At 47.9% G+C, this 17,033-nt stretch carries 19 protein-coding genes and 1 pseudogene; 7 read left to right on the top strand and 13 right to left on the bottom strand.

What is annotated here, in order from left to right; genetic code table 11:
* Positions 1-220 precede the first annotated feature (220 nt).
* A complete protein-coding gene (locus R50912_RS05895; protein WP_042233158.1) occupies positions 221-862 on the top strand; it encodes a pentapeptide repeat-containing protein in 642 nt (213 codons plus the stop codon).
* Here R50912_RS05895 and R50912_RS05890 read toward each other — a convergent pair.
* Positions 859-1,344: a SprT family protein gene (locus R50912_RS05890; RefSeq protein WP_042233156.1), complete on the bottom strand. Its 486-nt coding sequence runs from the start codon at positions 1,342-1,344 to the stop codon at positions 859-861. The two genes, R50912_RS05895 and R50912_RS05890, sit on opposite strands and share 4 nt — an antisense overlap.
* A 121-nt stretch (positions 1,345-1,465) precedes the next feature.
* Between R50912_RS05890 and R50912_RS05885 the strand changes: the two genes are divergently transcribed.
* On the top strand, positions 1,466-1,825 hold the full coding sequence (locus R50912_RS05885; RefSeq protein WP_042233154.1) for a hypothetical protein: 360 nt from the start codon (positions 1,466-1,468) through the stop codon (positions 1,823-1,825).
* A 127-nt stretch (positions 1,826-1,952) separates the two neighbouring features.
* A complete protein-coding gene (cmpA, locus tag R50912_RS34775; protein ID WP_099052445.1) occupies positions 1,953-2,090 on the top strand; it encodes a cortex morphogenetic protein CmpA in 138 nt (45 codons plus the stop codon).
* A gap of 113 nt (positions 2,091-2,203) precedes the next feature.
* Here cmpA and R50912_RS35530 read toward each other — a convergent pair whose 3' ends face one another.
* Together R50912_RS35530 and R50912_RS05880 are read right to left on the bottom strand one after the other, a co-directional pair.
* A complete protein-coding gene (locus R50912_RS35530; RefSeq protein WP_167549522.1) occupies positions 2,204-2,371 on the bottom strand; it encodes a hypothetical protein in 168 nt (55 codons plus the stop codon).
* A 123-nt stretch (positions 2,372-2,494) separates the two neighbouring features.
* Positions 2,495-2,989: a DinB family protein gene (locus tag R50912_RS05880; protein ID WP_042233153.1), complete on the bottom strand. Its 495-nt coding sequence runs from the start codon at positions 2,987-2,989 to the stop codon at positions 2,495-2,497.
* Between the two features lie 269 nt (positions 2,990-3,258).
* Here R50912_RS05880 and R50912_RS05875 point away from each other — a divergent pair, with 269 nt between their 5' ends.
* Complete coding sequence (locus R50912_RS05875; RefSeq protein WP_042233150.1) at positions 3,259-3,831, top strand: CGNR zinc finger domain-containing protein; 573 nt, start codon at positions 3,259-3,261, stop codon at positions 3,829-3,831.
* Positions 3,832-3,861: 30 nt separating this feature from the next.
* Here R50912_RS05875 and R50912_RS05870 read toward each other — a convergent pair whose 3' ends face one another.
* The 3 genes from R50912_RS05870 to R50912_RS05860 form a co-directional block, all read right to left on the bottom strand.
* Positions 3,862-4,986: a GGDEF domain-containing protein gene (locus R50912_RS05870; protein ID WP_331281902.1), complete on the bottom strand. Its 1,125-nt coding sequence runs from the start codon at positions 4,984-4,986 to the stop codon at positions 3,862-3,864.
* 267 nt (positions 4,987-5,253) lie between these two features.
* A complete protein-coding gene (locus R50912_RS05865) occupies positions 5,254-6,207 on the bottom strand; it encodes a phosphotransferase (RefSeq protein ID WP_197073039.1) in 954 nt (317 codons plus the stop codon).
* 262 nt (positions 6,208-6,469) lie between these two features.
* Positions 6,470-6,706, bottom strand: coding sequence for a hypothetical protein (locus R50912_RS05860; protein ID WP_042233144.1), 237 nt, complete (start codon positions 6,704-6,706; stop codon positions 6,470-6,472).
* A gap of 625 nt (positions 6,707-7,331) precedes the next feature.
* Here R50912_RS05860 and R50912_RS05855 point away from each other — a divergent pair.
* Both R50912_RS05855 and R50912_RS05850 read left to right on the top strand, forming a co-directional pair.
* Positions 7,332-8,171 (top strand): aldo/keto reductase, encoded by an 840-nt coding sequence (locus R50912_RS05855; RefSeq protein ID WP_042233143.1) that lies wholly within the window; start codon positions 7,332-7,334, stop codon positions 8,169-8,171.
* Positions 8,172-8,274: 103 nt separating this feature from the next.
* Positions 8,275-9,273 (top strand): S-layer homology domain-containing protein, encoded by a 999-nt coding sequence (locus R50912_RS05850; protein ID WP_042233141.1) that lies wholly within the window; start codon positions 8,275-8,277, stop codon positions 9,271-9,273.
* 141 nt (positions 9,274-9,414) lie between these two features.
* Here R50912_RS05850 and R50912_RS05845 read toward each other — a convergent pair.
* The 5 genes and pseudogenes from R50912_RS05845 to R50912_RS05825 form a co-directional block, all read right to left on the bottom strand.
* Positions 9,415-10,072, bottom strand: a pseudogene (locus R50912_RS05845) (Type 1 glutamine amidotransferase-like domain-containing protein).
* A 216-nt stretch (positions 10,073-10,288) separates the two neighbouring features.
* Positions 10,289-10,687, bottom strand: a complete 399-nt coding sequence (locus tag R50912_RS34770; protein ID WP_156122967.1) for a hypothetical protein — start codon at positions 10,685-10,687, stop codon at positions 10,289-10,291.
* Positions 10,688-10,798: 111 nt separating this feature from the next.
* Entirely contained in the window at positions 10,799-11,392 is a 594-nt protein-coding gene (locus R50912_RS05835; protein ID WP_156122965.1) for a hypothetical protein, read from the bottom strand.
* A gap of 473 nt (positions 11,393-11,865) precedes the next feature.
* Entirely contained in the window at positions 11,866-12,279 is a 414-nt protein-coding gene (locus tag R50912_RS05830; protein WP_042233134.1) for a hypothetical protein, read from the bottom strand.
* A gap of 81 nt (positions 12,280-12,360) precedes the next feature.
* Complete coding sequence (locus R50912_RS05825; protein ID WP_042233132.1) at positions 12,361-14,340, bottom strand: GTP-binding protein; 1,980 nt, start codon at positions 14,338-14,340, stop codon at positions 12,361-12,363.
* 288 nt (positions 14,341-14,628) lie between these two features.
* Between R50912_RS05825 and R50912_RS05820 the strand changes: the two genes are divergently transcribed.
* Positions 14,629-15,597 (top strand): S-layer homology domain-containing protein, encoded by a 969-nt coding sequence (locus tag R50912_RS05820; protein ID WP_042233130.1) that lies wholly within the window; start codon positions 14,629-14,631, stop codon positions 15,595-15,597.
* Between the two features lie 116 nt (positions 15,598-15,713).
* On the opposite strand, the gene R50912_RS05815 is transcribed toward R50912_RS05820, so the two are convergent.
* A complete protein-coding gene (locus tag R50912_RS05815) occupies positions 15,714-16,478 on the bottom strand; it encodes a hypothetical protein (RefSeq protein ID WP_042233128.1) in 765 nt (254 codons plus the stop codon).
* 102 nt (positions 16,479-16,580) lie between these two features.
* A complete protein-coding gene (locus R50912_RS05810; RefSeq protein ID WP_081956391.1) occupies positions 16,581-17,030 on the bottom strand; it encodes a GNAT family N-acetyltransferase in 450 nt (149 codons plus the stop codon).
* Positions 17,031-17,033 lie beyond the last annotated feature (3 nt).

Raw genomic sequence — 17,033 nt, 5'->3', positions numbered from 1 at the left:
CCCCCTCTAACTAAAATGGACTTCTTGTTCATCTTAGTGTGGTAACGCTTACAAGACGATGTGTGATTTTATCCATCCACAGGTGTATTTGTACGTACATGCTTAAGGCGGGCTGTAGCCGCTGTAATTGACAAAAGTCCCGGTTCGCAGGATAGTTAACTCATTCAGCCGCCAAGTTGTCCATACTTGAACGGATGGAACTAATTCTACGGAGGCATTCATGAATAACAAGATCGAACAACCTCGAATCCCGGAACCGGAGCTTTTGCTGCCGCAGCAGATTCATTCTCTGTCTTCCAAAGACGAATTCAGCCGCTGCCTCATTTCAGGTTCCCTCATTGAATATCAGGACGCCGCCAGAGTTTCTTTTGACAAAACCATCTTCAAGAACGTCACCATTACTGAATCTTCCTTACACGGAATTGAGCTTACCGACGTCATCTTCGATCATTGTGACCTGTCCAATGTGGATTTCAGCGATGCCTTCATGCACCGGACAGAATTCAGGGATTGCCGGCTGATTGGCACGGACTTCACGAGATCGCGGTTTCAAAATGTATCGGTGACCGGGTGCATCGGGGAGTTCGCGGTGTTCAGGTTTGCGAATTTCAAAGGAGCGTCCTTCGAGCGCTGTTCGCTGATCAGCGCGGATTATTATCAGTCCAGCCTAAGCGGCCTTTACTTCTCTGAATGCAATCTGGATCAGGCCACACTGGCCGGGTGCAAGCTGAAGGATATTGACCTGAGCGATTGCGAATTCACCGGCCTAGTGGTTGACCTCCAGGATCTGGACGGCTGTGTAATCTCGGCGGAGCAGGCGGCTTCATTCGCCGGACTGCTGGGACTCGTGATTAAATATTAAGTAGCCGGACTCCCGTCTGCCTCCAGGGTGACCAGCTTCAGCTTGCCCGAACATTTCCCGCAGCGGTAACGCTTCGGATCGGCTCTGCGTTTGCGCAGATATTCGGTGGCACAGGCCACGCACACCAGCTTGTACCGGTAAGGCTGTGGCTTACGCGCCTTGGCTCCCGGCAGTGTCTGGCAGTAGCGGCTGCCCCCGACCCGGGCGAGCAGTGTTTTGAAATCATCATCCCGGTGCATATATCCCCGCTTCGCCAGATGCAGATGGTAGTGGCAGAGCTCATGCTTAATAATCTTCTCCGTCTCCTCCCGGCCGTGGATGGCAAGCTGCTGGGGATTGATCTCTATATTATGGCTTTTGGTAAAATATCGTCCGCCCGTTGTCGTAAGTCTGCTGTTAAAGCTGGCTGTATGCCGGAAAGGCACGCCGAAGCTGTTCAGTGACACCTGCTCGATCCACTGCTGCAGCTCTTCGTTGCTCATACTTATCATAACGCTCCTTCACGGCTCCTCTCCTTAAGGAAATAAGATCTCTACTTGAATTGTAACTTGCCCATAGGCTACACTGTCAAGAAGGAAGACAAGTCCGGAGGGAGAATGAGTTATGCCGAAAATGCGGTATGTAATTTTGCAGCAGGATCAGGAACTGCAATTCGTGGAGATGCCGGAGGAGTATGCTTACCAGCTGAGCGCCCTCAATCTTCGCCTGAATAAAGAAATTGACAAGCTGACTGCGGAGAATGTACCCGGTCTGCCGCGGGCGATTGCCGAGTGCGATTCCCTGGAGCTGCTGCGTCAGGAGCATCACCTGGAGTCCGGACTGGCCTATATCAACCGTCTGGAAAATGCTTTTGCCTCTATACAAGAGACTGAGTATCCGCTGATCTCGTTATTAACGGAAATCCGCGCGCTGCAGGCCCAGCTGGAGCAATGGTACGAAGAGGAAGAGGAAAGTGTGCAGTAGCTAGCAGTTGTATGGATCGAGCTGTACGGCTAATTACCACCTGTAAATGAATGCTGCTGCCGCACCTTTGGGCGGCCTTCTCCATATGCTATCTGTACATAGGATGCATGCCAGAGGAGGGGTACCCTTGCCGCAGTGGCTTTGCCAACAGCTCATGAAGGCTTATTTCAAGAAAGACCGCCGTCAGATCAAACTGCTGAATGAATGCTGGTTCTTTTACCGGAATTCTGCCGAAACCCGTGAATTCATCACCAAAGACGTATAGGTATTATTCCGCATTATATCCGTAAGCGCCAAAAGGGAGTGACCGCGCAGCCGTAGAAATCATGGCTGTGAGGCACTCCCTTTAACATATATATCCAGGCCGGATTCTGTTGCTTAGAACATCGGGAATACATACTTCACCAGGAAGAACAGCAGTCCAAAAATGATGATAATATACGCGGCATATTTAATAAAGGTGGATGCGACGAGACTGGAATCGGATTTCTTGTGTACCTCTGTCCGTTCGACCTCAATGCTTCTATCCTTGGTATTCGGTTCCATCTTCAATCTCTCCTCTCGGTTCGTTAGCTGTATGTCTTCCATTAACCCCCGTGTTTCGGACTGAAACAAAAAGAAACGGCGCCGTCCTAAGGGACAGCATCCGTTTCTGCTGAAAATCAGCTTTTAGTCAAAACTGCGTTGGCCCGGCCAGGAGCCCTGCAGCTTGCGGACCAGTACGATCTGTCCGGTATGGTAGGAATCATGCAGAATCAGACTCATCACTTCTTCGCCCGGTGCATGTCCGGAGCCGCCCCATTCATAAGCGCCTTCCTCAAGGGCCACAATAATCTCCCGCAAAGAGGCATGAACGGACTTCAGCTTGGCAACTGCCTGTTTCCACGCCTCTTCCCCGCTCTCCGTTACCGTAAACGTAGCATCATTGCTCTCAAGATCAGGCAATTTCTCCAGGCCCTTAAGCTTGCGCAGCAGACGTTCCTTATAATAAGTCAGATGGTTGACGGTCTCCCAGATAGAATTGCCCGCTGCCCCCTCCGGCTTCCAGCTTGCCTGTTCACTAGTCACACCTTCAAGCGCGTCTTTAAGCGGCGGCTGCCAATCCTCAACATCCATCACATAATCCCAGTTCTCCACCAGAACATCGCTAATCTTATTTTGCATATTTCACCCTCCTAAAAGTTTTGCGGAGCCTATGCACCTCGAGTTTCTTCGCAGTAAGGCAAGCTTCGAAATCATCAGCTTCGTTTCTCGGAGCATTCGCTCCCTGATTACAGAGCTTAGAAAATCCGAATTTCGTAACGGTTAAACAACCTTAATGAAGGTTACATTAGCAATGTAGCATATTTGCCGAAGCGCTTCAAGTAACTAGCAAAACTTATTTTTAACTGTTACAATCAAAGGAAACATCACGGTGAAAGGAACGATGAAGCTTGCTGTGGGAGGATTTCATTAACAGCTACTGGCGGAATTGGCGGACAGGCGACCGGAGCAAGGACCGGGACAGGCTGGATGAACCGGAGTGGCTGGCAGAATGGCTGGCGGCACAGAAATTACCTGCGGCAGGACCGATTCTGCCGGTTGAACTGGAGCGGCTGAAGCAGTTGCGCGGATTATTATGGGACGAGGTACAACGGCTGGTACAGGGACAACCTACGGAAAACGCTCTGCTGGTACAGCTGAATCAATATATGAGCAACGGGCCTGTTCTGCGGAAAGTAGTCTGGGGTACCGGCGGCGAAGCCGGGATTTCATTGCTCCCCCAGCGTGCAGACTGGGAGCAGATTATGGCGGAGATAGCGGCTTCTTTTGCCGAAGCATTAATGGAGAAGGAGTCCTCACGCTTCCGGATCTGCGGGAATCCCGATTGTCTCTGGGTCTATTACGACGATACCCGCAACCGCTCGAAGCGCTACTGCGATGACAAGATGTGCGGCAATCTGATGAAGGTCAGACGGTTCCGGGCGCGGAAGAAGGCTGCGGAGGATGAAGGCCCGCCCGGATAACACCCCGGTTATAGAGCGCAACCGTGCAGGCTACACCACAATCAGCTGGGTCAGCGGAGTGAGGGTCTTATTCTTACCGGAATGCTTAGCCGTGTAGAGCAGATTATCAACTTCTTCAAACAGCTTTTCTTTGGTGATCCCTTCGGAATAGCTCTGGAGGCCGATACTAACGGTAACTTCCCGGCCTTCCATTTCCTCATGGAATGTTTCCGACAGCTTCTGGCGGATACATTCTATCCGCTCATATGCTTCCTCAAAGGTCTTCTCAAACAACAATATGGCGAATTCCTCACCGCCGTAACGTGCGGCGATATCCGCTGGAGAGATGAATTCCTTAATCACTTTCGCGACCCTCGCCAGCACAATATCCCCTGTACGATGTCCATATTTATCATTAACCAGCTTGAAATTGTCTATATCAATCAAGGCCAGATGAAACGGCGCACCCTGATTCCCATACTCCAGCGCTTTGTCGTAGAACTCATGGAAGGAGATATGATTGTACAGGCCGGTCAGCGCATCCGTAGTGGACAGCTTGCGGATCACCGCATTCTCGATCATCAGATTCTGCTTGGCGGTCAGTGTCGCTTCCAGATCACTCGCCAGCTCCCGCCCGTTAATAATAATAATGCCGGCTACCAGCGTGCCCACCAGCAGAAATAGCGGAATGGCAATCAGATCGAAATCATTCAGATAATATTGGAACCAGTAATCCCAGCGGTAGAGAATGAAGAACGCAGCCGCCTGCAGGGCAGACGTAAATAAGGTCAGATCCAGCCGGAAAAAGATCGCCGACGCAAAAATCGGCAGCAGCATCAGCGCCCCGATAATCCGGATATCCATATTCAGATGGATAATCATCATGGCAATAATGGTCCCGGACACAAACAGCAGGACAAAGGAATATTTTGGCGCAATCGCATCGACGAACTGGGTCACCCCGACAACCGCACTCATCAGCAGCGTCGGATAGAGCAGGACATCATAATAAAATTCATACGGTCCCATAGGGTATGTAAGAAACAGAAAGGCCCAGAGCTGCGCAGCAAAATGCAGAGCAATCACGAGCCAATAGGTACGCAAAAAACGCTTGATCCACTTGGCCTGCCGCTGTGCGGAAGTATCCGAGGGGCCCATGAAATCTCTTAATCTCAAACCATTCACCCGCTGCACGTAGATTTGATCAACACATTTCTGCTATTTTAACATGTATGGATCTGGTGCGATACTCACTTGCGGGATATGTACTATTATGGGGGATGCATGCCTGTATAGAGCGTGACTGCACGTGCTGAGCAGTAGACGCAAACTGTGCAGTAAGGAGGAAAATTATGGTGAGAAAACTTAGCCTATCGCGGCAGCTCTAAACGAAAACCAAAGCCATAGACTGCCGCTGTGTTGTTGTTTCACTAACGTTTCTCGTTAGGTTGGCGAAGTTCCCACCACCATGTCTAAATATTTCTTTAAGTCATCTTTGGCGTGTGAATTACTAGTCCAAGCTCCTAAATTCCAACTCATATATCTAAGTCCCAGGTAGCGGGAGGCGATTGCATACATTTGATTGAAATGATCATAAGAAAATTCTATGCTTTTATCAGCCAGTAGCCCCTTGTAATCCTCAATTTGTTCCGAGGTACCACAACGCAGAGGGATATCTAAAAATAAAGAGCCATACCTAGCTTCTTCCCAATCAATAAAAAGTACGTCAGTATTGTTATGTACCAATACATTTCCTGGATTAAGGTCGTTATGAATTAATGCTTGGCTGCTTTCATCATTTATTAAATGTTGAATATCCTCGAAAATCGTATTAGCTACAGCTTCCACAAAGGGGATGTAATCCCCGAAGATGTCTATAAACTGTTCGTTTCTCTTAGCAGCTTGCCATTGGGGTTTCCACCGCTCGTATATCATCTTTTCTATATGTAAGCTGTCTACTTCAGGTAACCATGAAAGTTCTCTCCTTTGGCCAAAGTTAGAGGCGTGAATGTATGATAGTGCCTTCGTTTCACTTTTCTGAAGTAACCTAACATTTATGTTTCTATAGTTTGTTTGATAATCAACATCCTGTATACAAATAAGAAACCTTTCATCTAATTCAGAACCATCGGAATAAGAAAAAGGTACACTTGCTCTTTGGGAGTAAAGCCTCGTCAGTACCTGACGTTCAATCCTGGTTGCATATTTTGAAACAAGGGACAACTTCGATGTTTCGTCAAGTACTTTTATTAGTACACTATGGCGCATTAACTCAACTGCTTGTGAGCCCATACTGATAGGAGTGCTTTCAATGCTTAAAACTTCTGCTTTAGGGTCCATATATTTCTTTGCAGTCTCTTGTAACAATTTTAGGAGATTGTTATTTATTAAAGCCAAGTTGCTCACCCAATCATGTAATATTTTACCTAAATGTACCACAATCCTTAGTTTCAATGTGAGAAAAGTTTTAGACCTTTTGCTCCACTAATCTGCCTGTTAGCTTAATGCCTTCGACGGCTAATATTTTATATTCTTATGAGAAGTGGTTCCGTTAGTTATTACGCAGTACGAAGAGGTAACGCCAGTAAGATGCAAAGAAAAAACCGGCAAAAGTGCCGGTAGATTATCCAATGTATCATTAAGCCTACTAACGATCTTGTCAATCAACAATATTTCTGATCTTAATTAGCTCGTTAATAAAATAATCAAGTTGATTCTTAGTTGATTTAATAGAAGCAGTACGACTATTTTTTTTGGTTTTATAATCCTGTTTTAAAGCATCTAACGCTAATCCGGCAGCCAGCGCCGCGATTCCGTCACCTAATGCAGCAATAGAGCCTCCAATAAAAGCCAACTGGGCAATTTCAATATCGCGTAGGTCCTTATCAATGGCCAATTTCTGTACCTCCTCTTCTCATCTGTACTAATATATGTTCGCGATCACATGTTGTTAAAAAAGGTATTCCGAACATATGAACATACGAAGATGCAAAGAATTGAAGATATGATTTCAATCCACGTTTCCGCATGGGGAGTGACCTAAGCTACTGGCTGCTCTAGAAGAGGCACAACAAATTATAATCTACGATCCCGCACGGGGAGCGCGACAAGTACATTTATATCACAGAGACACAGGCAGTCGGATTTCAATCCACGCTCCCCACACGGAGTGCGACAGTGGAAATCCGCATAATCTATGCTTCCCCCGCATCAATTCTCTATTTTTTCATTAAACTATACGAGAAAAAGTATACATCAATCATTGACTTTTGATAAACACTCTTTATTCCTTATGGGTTCGACAAAGTCCGAGGTGCGAAGGACCCGGGGATTTCATGGGGCTTGGCATTCACAGCGAGCAAGGCCCTTCGTTCAGCCATTTGGTTCGTCTCGATTATCTTTCCCAAAGATTGATCCCTGCCTTCTTGTGCTATAATCGTTCACAAAGTCAAACCATTAATGAAGGGGACGATCTTCAGGAAGCTTCCATGCCTGAAATAAAAGAGGAGGGTGACTCTTAAATGGAACATTTCGTTTTGAATAATGGTGTGATGATGCCGAAGATTGGTCTGGGTGTGTATAACATCAAAGATAATAATGAAGACGCTGTACTGTGGGCGCTCAATAACGGGTATCGGCATCTGGATACGGCGGCAGCTTACCGCAACGAGGAGCTGATCGCCAGTGCCATCCGGAAATCAGGCGTAAACAGAAACGATCTCTTTATTACAACCAAAGTATGGAGTACTGATCTGGGGCGGAAGACCCGTCAGGCGTTTGAGACCAGTCTGCAAAAACTGCAAACCGATTATATTGATCTTTATTTGATCCACTGGCCAGCCAAAAACTATCTGGAGAGTTGGCATCTAATGGAGTCTCTATACAAAGAAGGAAAGATCAGGGCCATTGGAGTCTCTAATTTTGAGCAGCATCATCTGGAAAAGGTCATGATGCAGGGAACGATTATACCTGCTGTGAATCAGATCCAAACGAACCCGCTTCTGCAGCAAGGTGCGCTTCATGAATTCATGGGTAAGCATGGTATCCAGCATGTTGCCTGGAGTCCCTTTGGACACGGGAACAAGCAGATGCTTGCCCACCCTGTACTAACCGAAATTGCAGCCAAATATGATAAAACAGCGGCGCAAGTCATCCTGAGATGGAACCTTGGGCGGGATATCGCAGTGATTCCGAAATCGGTTACTCCCGCAAGGCTGAAACAAAATATGGAAGTGTTTGATTTTGCGCTGTCTGACGAAGAGATGAACCAAATCTGTGCCCTGGAACAAAATAAAAGAGGCTTTGTCGATCCTCAAAACAAATTTTACCTATGGACAACCCGCTTTATCCCATTGTCATAACTATCATTAACAAAGTAATGTTTATCTCCCGCTTTAGATTTTTCTACACCAACTGCAACATTTCCCCTCTAATAACCATCATAGTATATAGAGGTGATGCACAATGAGAACAACTAATATTATAAAGCGCGCAAAAAAAATGAGCATCGCGTGCGGAATCCTGGCTGCCAGCTTGTCGTTTGGAGCATCCGCTTTTGCCTTTTCTGATCTGAACGGACATTCTGCCGAACCCAAAATCAATGCGCTGCATGATGCCGGTGTGATTAACGGTATAACCAGTGATCTTTTTGCTCCTAACGCTAAAGTAACCCTGGCGCAAGGCGTTCAATTTCTCGTCAAAGGGCTGGCGCTGACACCAAGGGCGGATATGGGCAACACCCCTTCTACAGCCAGCAGTTTTTTTGACAATGTAAAAGATAATGCCTGGTATGCTTCCTCTTTCCTGGCCGCCAAACAGAGCGGTTTGACTCTGGCACAGAATGCCAATCCGAATGCAAACCTGACCCGCGCAGAATTCGCTCATCTGCTCACGGAAGCCTTGCAGAGTAAAGGTAATTTTGCCGTTACCAAAATGTATTTCATGGTTGAGGATGGCGACAAGCTCTCTTCTGATGTCATGAACAGCCTGCAAATTCTGCTGAACACGAAGGTTATTACGCTGGACAACGGAAAATTCCGCCCGGCGGATATCATCACCCGCTCCGAGGCTGCTGTTATGGTTCATGATGCCGCTGAGTTTGCAGCACGGGCCATCAACCAAGACGATACAGTAATTGAGCCTTCTGAACCAGAACCGGTTCCGGTTAATCACTACGTTTCCAATGTTGTCCTGGAAAAAGCTGCTGAAGGCGTTAATAAAGCCACCATCACCGTCGATAATCTGCCTAATCCCGGCTACGGCCTGGCGGTAGAGCGCATCGAATTCACCAGTCCCACCAAAGCAGTGATCTACTTCAAAATAACCCTGCCCGATCCGGATATGATGTACCCGCAAGTCATCACCAAAGGGACGGTCTCCACTTATCTGCCCGAAGGCTACACTGCTACAGCAGAGCCTGTTATGGGATCGCGTTGGCTGCAGCCGGCAACCGATGTTGAGTGATTAATTTGTGAAGCAAGGCTAATTGTAAAAATAATTACAAATAAAGTAAATAACAGATCATGCCTGCCTTCCGGGACATGATCTGTTTTTTACTTCCACGTATTCCATGTTAGGAAACCTGAGATGACTCGCCGTAAGCCTTTAGAGCGTCTCAGCCAATTTCTGAATCTTTGAGCGGGAAATTAAATATATAGGACCCATTGTTGCTATTTTGCCGTCTTTTACTCGTATAGCGCTCTCTTGTTCTGCCGCATATACATCAATCTCTTCAGACAAAGGGAACAGGTAGCCTCGAACAAACGTGGCGTAGTCACGTTGAGAATGGGATTCATAGGCAAAAGGATCAAAGCCAATTCCCTCATAAATCGTACTTGTTTCAACTTCATCGCCAGTGTTATCCAGGCTTAACCATTTGGCAGCCATGTTTAACGCACCGGCGCTGGCACCCAGTATAACGGCATCGCTGTTCTTAATAACATCTAATAATTCATAATCCGTCAAAAAATCGCTCTGCAAAGCAGGATACCCACCGCATAAAAAAATGACAGAAGCGTTGTGAATGAACCTCTGGGCATCCTCCTTCTGCATACGGTAATCAATGAAATGATATTCATTTAGCTTGATAGAGCCATGTCCATTCAGAAATATCATCAAAGTTAATTTGCTCATCTGTATAACCAGACGGGTCAGCGCTAATCATGACAAGCGATTGTCTGTCTTGTATATCCTCATGCAAACAATGGACCAGCTTCTCTGGAAAATAATTATTAAACCAACTGAAATAGTAGTGAGCACTCAAACTTAGATACCTCCATATGTATTATTTACATCCTATGAACACTTTTCATAAATTCAATCCTACATTACCATAACCTAGAATTGTAGTATGTGGAATATGTTTGCACGTTAAACTGCCCGTTAGATGATGTATGGCGAGGAAGGAGCGAGGAGTTTAGGACGATTTTTTTGTAATCATCTTCTTAATTGTCGTCTTTGGAATTGTTGTGTTGGTTCTTTATATTGAATCTAAATCTTGAGCAGTATCAATATCCTTAAGAACCGCTGTTCCAAATTCCTGAATGTCTTTAATACTGCTGTAATAAGTAAATACTTTGCCCGAAGAATAAATTGTAATTAAATACATCTCTTTATCAGATTGCTGAGTCCATTTCCATTCAAACGATTCATCATAATGTGAAAAATAACCATTGTATGAGATCACGGGAAAATTAATAAGCATTTCAATGAATTTATTTAAGGTAAAGTTCGTCCATCCTATTTGACTATCTATAATACTTCTATTCTCAGTATTTGAAACAATAAATCTACAGCCTTGATCAGGTCTCACATCACGATAAATAAATTCCAAATCCAAAAATTTATTATTGTCATAATGGTCTTGTAATTTAGCCACAGTAATACCCCCGTTAACAGTTAAAGGACTATGCAAATCTATAATCGATTGTTCACTGATTAAAAACAATATCAACTATAAAAATGCCTAGTCCAATAACTAATAATTATATTATCTAAAAGTAAATGTTGAAGGCTTCCAACGACCTGCATTAACTCTATTTGGCATAGTATTATCATTGTCAACGTAAGTGGTAATTATGATGTTGTCAACCAAAGATAAGACAACGGTGAGTTTGCTACCAGGGTCATACATTATTCTTGATTGCCCTAGAACATCTTCAAATTTTAAAACTCTTAACATTGATACTGCAGTTTCGGATAATATATTATCTAACATTATTTCTGTAATACCTCGTGCAACAGCTTGTTTAATTGCATGATTTTTGAGAGTAGTTGTAACGTTTTTCTTTGTTGCAGTTACAACAACGTCATCTGCATTTTTAGCAAGAAGTTTAAAAACAACTTTTACTAAACTAACAATACCAGCTCTTGCTTGAGGATCAGATTCGTTTTGATTGATTTGACTTTTTTGATATTCCAGCAACCCTTCTTCATAAGGATCGCTACTTATAACTTGGACGTTTGTTGCCGCTTGATCAGTGACATTTGCTGAGGAAGAAGATGCGAATGCGAAAATTGGGTTTATACTAATTGCGAGAGATAGAGAAACTGCAATGAATTTAAAATATTTACTCAATTTCAACAAAATAGCACCTCGATTAAATATTAGTAGATTGGCCAATCTCAAAACCTATTCTATCTCATAAAAAATGGAAAGTCAAAATTTGAGATAATTTCCAATTGGATACTCAATTAGTGGTAGGATATTATACATCCCCTTATGAAGCTGGCTACTAGTGCCCTTTCCGAGATTATAGTTGTTGGGACAACGGGTAATTTTACGTAAATCCAACTCTCTCGAGGTGAGCGGTATGACTATTTTTGTTCGTACTTACTCAGGAATAAGGCACCTGCCTCCTTCGGATTGCCTGCAAGGGAGCCGATCCGGTTCGGGTCCGTCGAACTTTACTTATTCTGGCCTCTGCTCAAAAAATGAAAGTCCGACCTTAAGGCTGGCGAAAATTCCTGGTTGGCCAAATTTACCAGATTCACTTAAACCCGAAGATTTTATTAGGGCTTCCTAGGGTTTATATCCCCACGCACAAGTCTTCCCTCCTAAGTATGAAAAACCGTCATTAGAAGAATCAGCAAACCGCTGATCAGCCCGAACAGTTCGAGTGCAAACATTCGGGAACGTTTTTTCCGGAAAAATAAAATAGAGGGATGGGCCAGACCAGCCGTCATATACAGGAGTGACAGCAGCAGGCCGAAGCTAAGCAGTGAAAATATGGGGTTATCCGCCTGGGGCACACCGAGGAAAATGACCAGCAGTATGAGCGCAGTCAGCAAGTAGAGGAACCAACGGGTAAACCGGATAACTGGTCCGGATTGTACCGGGAGAGTGTTATCAGGGGCTTGCTGTTCACGGGTATGCTTCTCCAGTGCCCGCCGGAACTCCACTGGATTCTCGCTTCGCATTCGCTGCATTTGGTTCGCATTGTCGATTCGCCGCTTCAGGCTTCTGAACATGCGGTTCACTCCTCTCCACTGCTGCTTCTCTCGTTATACTATGCTACTGATTCTCACGCCCTGCCTATTTCTCTACCCATCCTACCCCTGCAGCGCCTTCCGCACGCTCAGAATATACTTGGCCTGATCCAGCGGGTTCACGCCCCGGCGGGTACGCTCAGCAGTGACGTCCGGCGGGCACGGTTCATAGCCGGCAAAAAAGGAAGTAAACGTGCTCCGCCCCTTCGTGTAGGAGCTTAAGGTCACAGGATACTCTAGCGAGGTTGCCAGTGGCAGCCTGCCTTCAATGATCATCCGATCGCCCTGCAGCACGGGCGGCTCAAAGGTGCCGCGCATCTGCACAAGGTCGTTCATCACACGGCCGCCGTTCTCCTCAGGCACGACGATGCGCACCTGCAGGACCGGCTCCAGCAGGCTGGTGCCGGTATGGGCCAGCCCATCCATGATGGCCATGGGCGTAGCCACGGCAAAATCCAGCGGATGGGTATGCCACACATGGTGGTTCCCCTCCACCAGTGTGATCTTGAGGTCGGTAACCTCCCACCCGCGCAGACCCTGCTGCAGCGCCTCCGGCACGCGGCGGGCCGTCTCGTTCTGGTATTGCGGCAGCAGATCGGAGCTGCGCACCAATGATTCATAGACGAGGCCGCTGCCCGGCGGGCCGGGCTCAATCTGGAACCTCAGAATCGCCCAGCACGGCTTCGGCATCAGGTAGGCAACGTAGCCTTCCCCTGCGCGGCTTGGCGTTTCGCGGTAGATCACCGACGGCGGGCCGAAGGTGACCTTCAGCCCGAATCGTTCCTGCAATACACTATCCAGGATCTCCAGCTGGATCGGCCCCATCACCTTGATATGCAGCTCCCGTTCCTCCTGCAGCCACTGGGTATCCAGCAGCGGGTCCTCGTCGGCCAGCTCCTGAAATGCGGCAATCACCTTATGGTCGTCGGCATCCGCTCCCCAGAAGACACGCACGGTCAGCAGCGGCACGGCAAGCTTCGCCTCCTGCGGAATGGCCTCCGGCCGGCCCAGTACATCGCCGATCCGCACGCCGGACAGCCCATAGACTACAGCGATGTCACCCGCTTCCAGCGCCCCCACATCCTCGGTGCGTCCGCCTTCGACCTTGCGGATCTGCGTCACCTTGCCCTGAACCTCCTGCGTATAATTCATCACCGTGTCCCGGTTGCGGATAGTTCCTTGATAGAGGCGCACGAAGGCCATGCGGCCCATGCTTTTGTCACGCTGGATGTTGTACACGATGCCGGACACAGGCTGCTCCGCATCCCCGCCCGCGCGGGGGAAATACTGCGTCATGGCATCGAGCAGCGCCGTGACACCGAGACCTTTGGCCGCTACGCCATACACCAGCGGATACATTCTTCCTGCAGCCGTCCGAACGGCCAGCTCTCTTTTCCACCGCGCCAGATCTGCCGTACCGCCCGCCATATACAGCTCCAGCAGCTCTTCATCCCGCTCCGCGAGCGCTTCCAGCAGCTCTGTCCGCGCCGCCGCGTCTGCGCCTTCACTCCACAAATCCGCCGCCCCTATGTATTCCCGTTCCCTATAGAAGGGCTGCTGCACAGGCACAATATCCCCGGACAGATAGGTCCGCGCCTGTGTTAGCACAGCGGCTGGATCCGCGCCAATCCGGTCCATTTTATTCACGAAGATGAGCGTCGGAATTCCCAGCTTACGCAGCGCATTCCAGATCATCTCGCTCTGTGCCTGCACGCCCTCCACTGCTGACAGGATCAATACCGCACAATCCATCACCCGCAAGCTGCGTTCCACCTCGGACAGGAAATCCACATGCCCCGGGGTATCTACCAGGTTAATCTGCACTCCCCGCCATGTAAACGAAGCCAGAGCCGCCCGCACCGAAATTCCCCTCTGCCGCTCAACCTCCATGGAATCCGTCAACGCCGTTCCGCTGTCCACACTGCCAAGTGCGCGAATCCGCCCGCTCTCATACAAAATATGCTCCGTCGTAGTCGTCTTCCCCGCATCCACATGGGCAAAAATCCCCACGTTGATCCGTTCAATCTCCTGCTGCTGAATCATCTATGTTCTCCTGTCATGAGCTGAATTTATGAATGGCCCGATAGTAGTTGAATCCGTTTACTGACTCTGCTTCAAGTGTACAGCCAAATGCCGCTAATGTTCAATCGTTAAGCACTTTCCCGGATGACAGTCCTCCCGTCTGCTGATACTACCCTCAACGAACGAGTCTTCTGCAATTAGGGTACAGACGAACATCACTCAGCCTAACTAATATTTTTCAGCTTAATCAGATCTGCCTGCAACATTTCGGCCCCTTTAGCCATCTAAGAGTATAAGAGGTGAGGCACAATGAAGAATAAATCATTCCAGAAGCGCGCTACAAAAATCACTCTAGCGTGCAGCATTCTGGCTGCAACAGTATCATTCGGAGCATCGGCTTCCGCCTTTTCGGATATGAAAGGCCATGCTTCCGAATCCAAAATTAATGCACTTCATCAAAATGGCATCATTAACGGAATTACCAGTGATAGGTTCGCACCGAAATCCAAGCTGACTTACGCCCAAGGCCTGCAGTTCATCGTCAGCGGCCTCAAGCTGTCTCCGCAGAATACTACCGGCAGCAAAGCCAGCGATTACTTCGACAAGGTAAAAGATAACGCATGGTATGCCTCCGCATTCGTGGCTGCCAAGCAAAGCGGATTGTCTCTGGACAAGTCCATCGACCCCAATGCGGCAATGACGCGGATCCAGTTCGCTCATTTGCTGACCCAGGCGCTGCAGAGTAAAGGGAATTTCCCGGTTACGCTGATGTATGCGGAGATCACAGATGGCGGCAAGCTGTCTACAGCAGAAATGAACAGTCTGCAGATTCTGGTCAATACCCGCCTGATCACACTAGAGAAGAATAACACCTTCCGTCCGAATGAACCGGTTACCCGCGCGGAAGCCGCAGTCCTGATCTATGATGCAGCCAAATTTGCCAAAGAGGTAATCACTCCCGATGACAGCGCCACTGCTCCGGTTAATGACTATGAAGCAGCGGTTACACTGGAAAAAGCGGCAACAGGCGTAAACAAAGCCACTGTAACGGTTGAGAATCTGCCTAACCCGGGTTACGGCCTGTCGATTGAGCGGATTGAATTCGGCGCTAACCAAACAGCAGTGATCTATTTCAAAGTGACTGCACCGCCTGCCGGCTCCATGAATCTGCAGGTCATCTCCAGCGCCACCGCCGTGACTTACCTGCCAGAAGGTTATACAGCGGTAGCCAAATCTGTAACAGGTTCAGCTTCTGCTGCTTCATCCGCAGGGATGTAAGTGAGAAATTTATAAACGCATATTCGTCAAAAGAAGCCGCATCACCGTTGGGATAACCAAGGGATGCGGCTCTTTGCGATTTTATGAATAACTGGCTGGCGCTTTCAGTCCTTACGTTAAGGTGTCCACTGATCATGAATGATCCCTACAAGAATATGGTCCTGGCCATTCTTCTCAAAAACCAGCCGCAGGCTGCGCCAATCCATGCCCTCTAAGGAAGGATCGATACCGGCGATATGATATTCTAAGAAGTCATGGGTCTCCTTGGGGTACACCTCATTGAGATTATTTAGAGTTGTTCCTTGGCCCAAGCCCTGATTCAGTGCAACTTCAGATTTACCGGAAAAATCCGCATCGTACACAAACCGCTTATAGTAGTCCGCAAAGGTCAGCTTAATCAGCTCTCCCGTACCGGCGAACTCACGCCATTCGCGCTTTACCGGATCTTGCATGGCAGCCTTCAGCTCATCCTGGCTTAACACAATGTCTTTATCAACATCTACATAAGCGTAAGGGGAGAAGCGGACCCCTCTGTCCCGGTGTACCCACGCGGCGAGCGTCTCCATATTCCCGTTCTTCAGCGCCCGCATTACTGTGGTTGCCGCTTCCAGCGCTGTAGGCGGTGTGCCTTCCTCCGGCGGTCCGGGGTCTTCCGCTACCGGAGTTGGTTCCGTAGCCTCAGGACTTGGAGCTGGCGTTGCCGCCGGTGCCGGGGATGGAGATAGCGATGGTACGGCCGTAGCAGTCGCTGGGGCAGATGTCTGAGTCTGCTCCGGTGTGGATGTGGTCCCCGGCGCCGCTTCCGGCGCTGAGCTGCAGGCTGTAAGCATTAGCATTCCGGCCGTTAACGCAGCGAATCCAATGGATCTTGCCTTATACATGATATCCCTCCTCATGCTGCTATTCTTACCCTTGTAGACGCTGCCCGCCCCGATATAGTTGCAGGGCGCTTGTCACATGGGGAGGTAAGCATTGGGAGGGGGCTAGTTACTGATTTGCAGCAGACGTACAATTTCACCGTCAATTACTTCTTCACTGGCTTTTAGAAACCCTAAAGCTTCATACATTCTTCCCGCAATCAGATTGTCTGGCCGGTGTCCAATCATGATTCTAGTACAATTGGAATCACTCATCAGCTGAATCAAGATTTCCATTGCAGCCTTGCCATAACCTTTGCCTTGATGCTTGTGATCAATCATTAAGGCAGGAATCCAACAGTTATCATCCTTGTCTGGACGGGTACAAAATACGAGAAATCCAACGGGGACCTCTTCTGAGTAAATCGCACGCAATTCAAATTCATCAACATATTTCGATTCAGCAATCCAATAAACCACAGGTGCAGGAAAAACATAAAGCTGTTCCTGCTTAACTGTAAGCTGGGTGCATTCATACCAATTATTAATACACACTGGCTTTAGTTCCACAGTCATATA

It is taken from the genome of Paenibacillus sp. FSL R5-0912, from assembly GCF_000758605.1.
Lineage (GTDB): Bacteria > Bacillota > Bacilli > Paenibacillales > Paenibacillaceae > Paenibacillus_AQ.
Note: the sequence above shows the minus strand (reverse complement) of the source record. Positions and strands in the feature narration are given on the sequence as shown.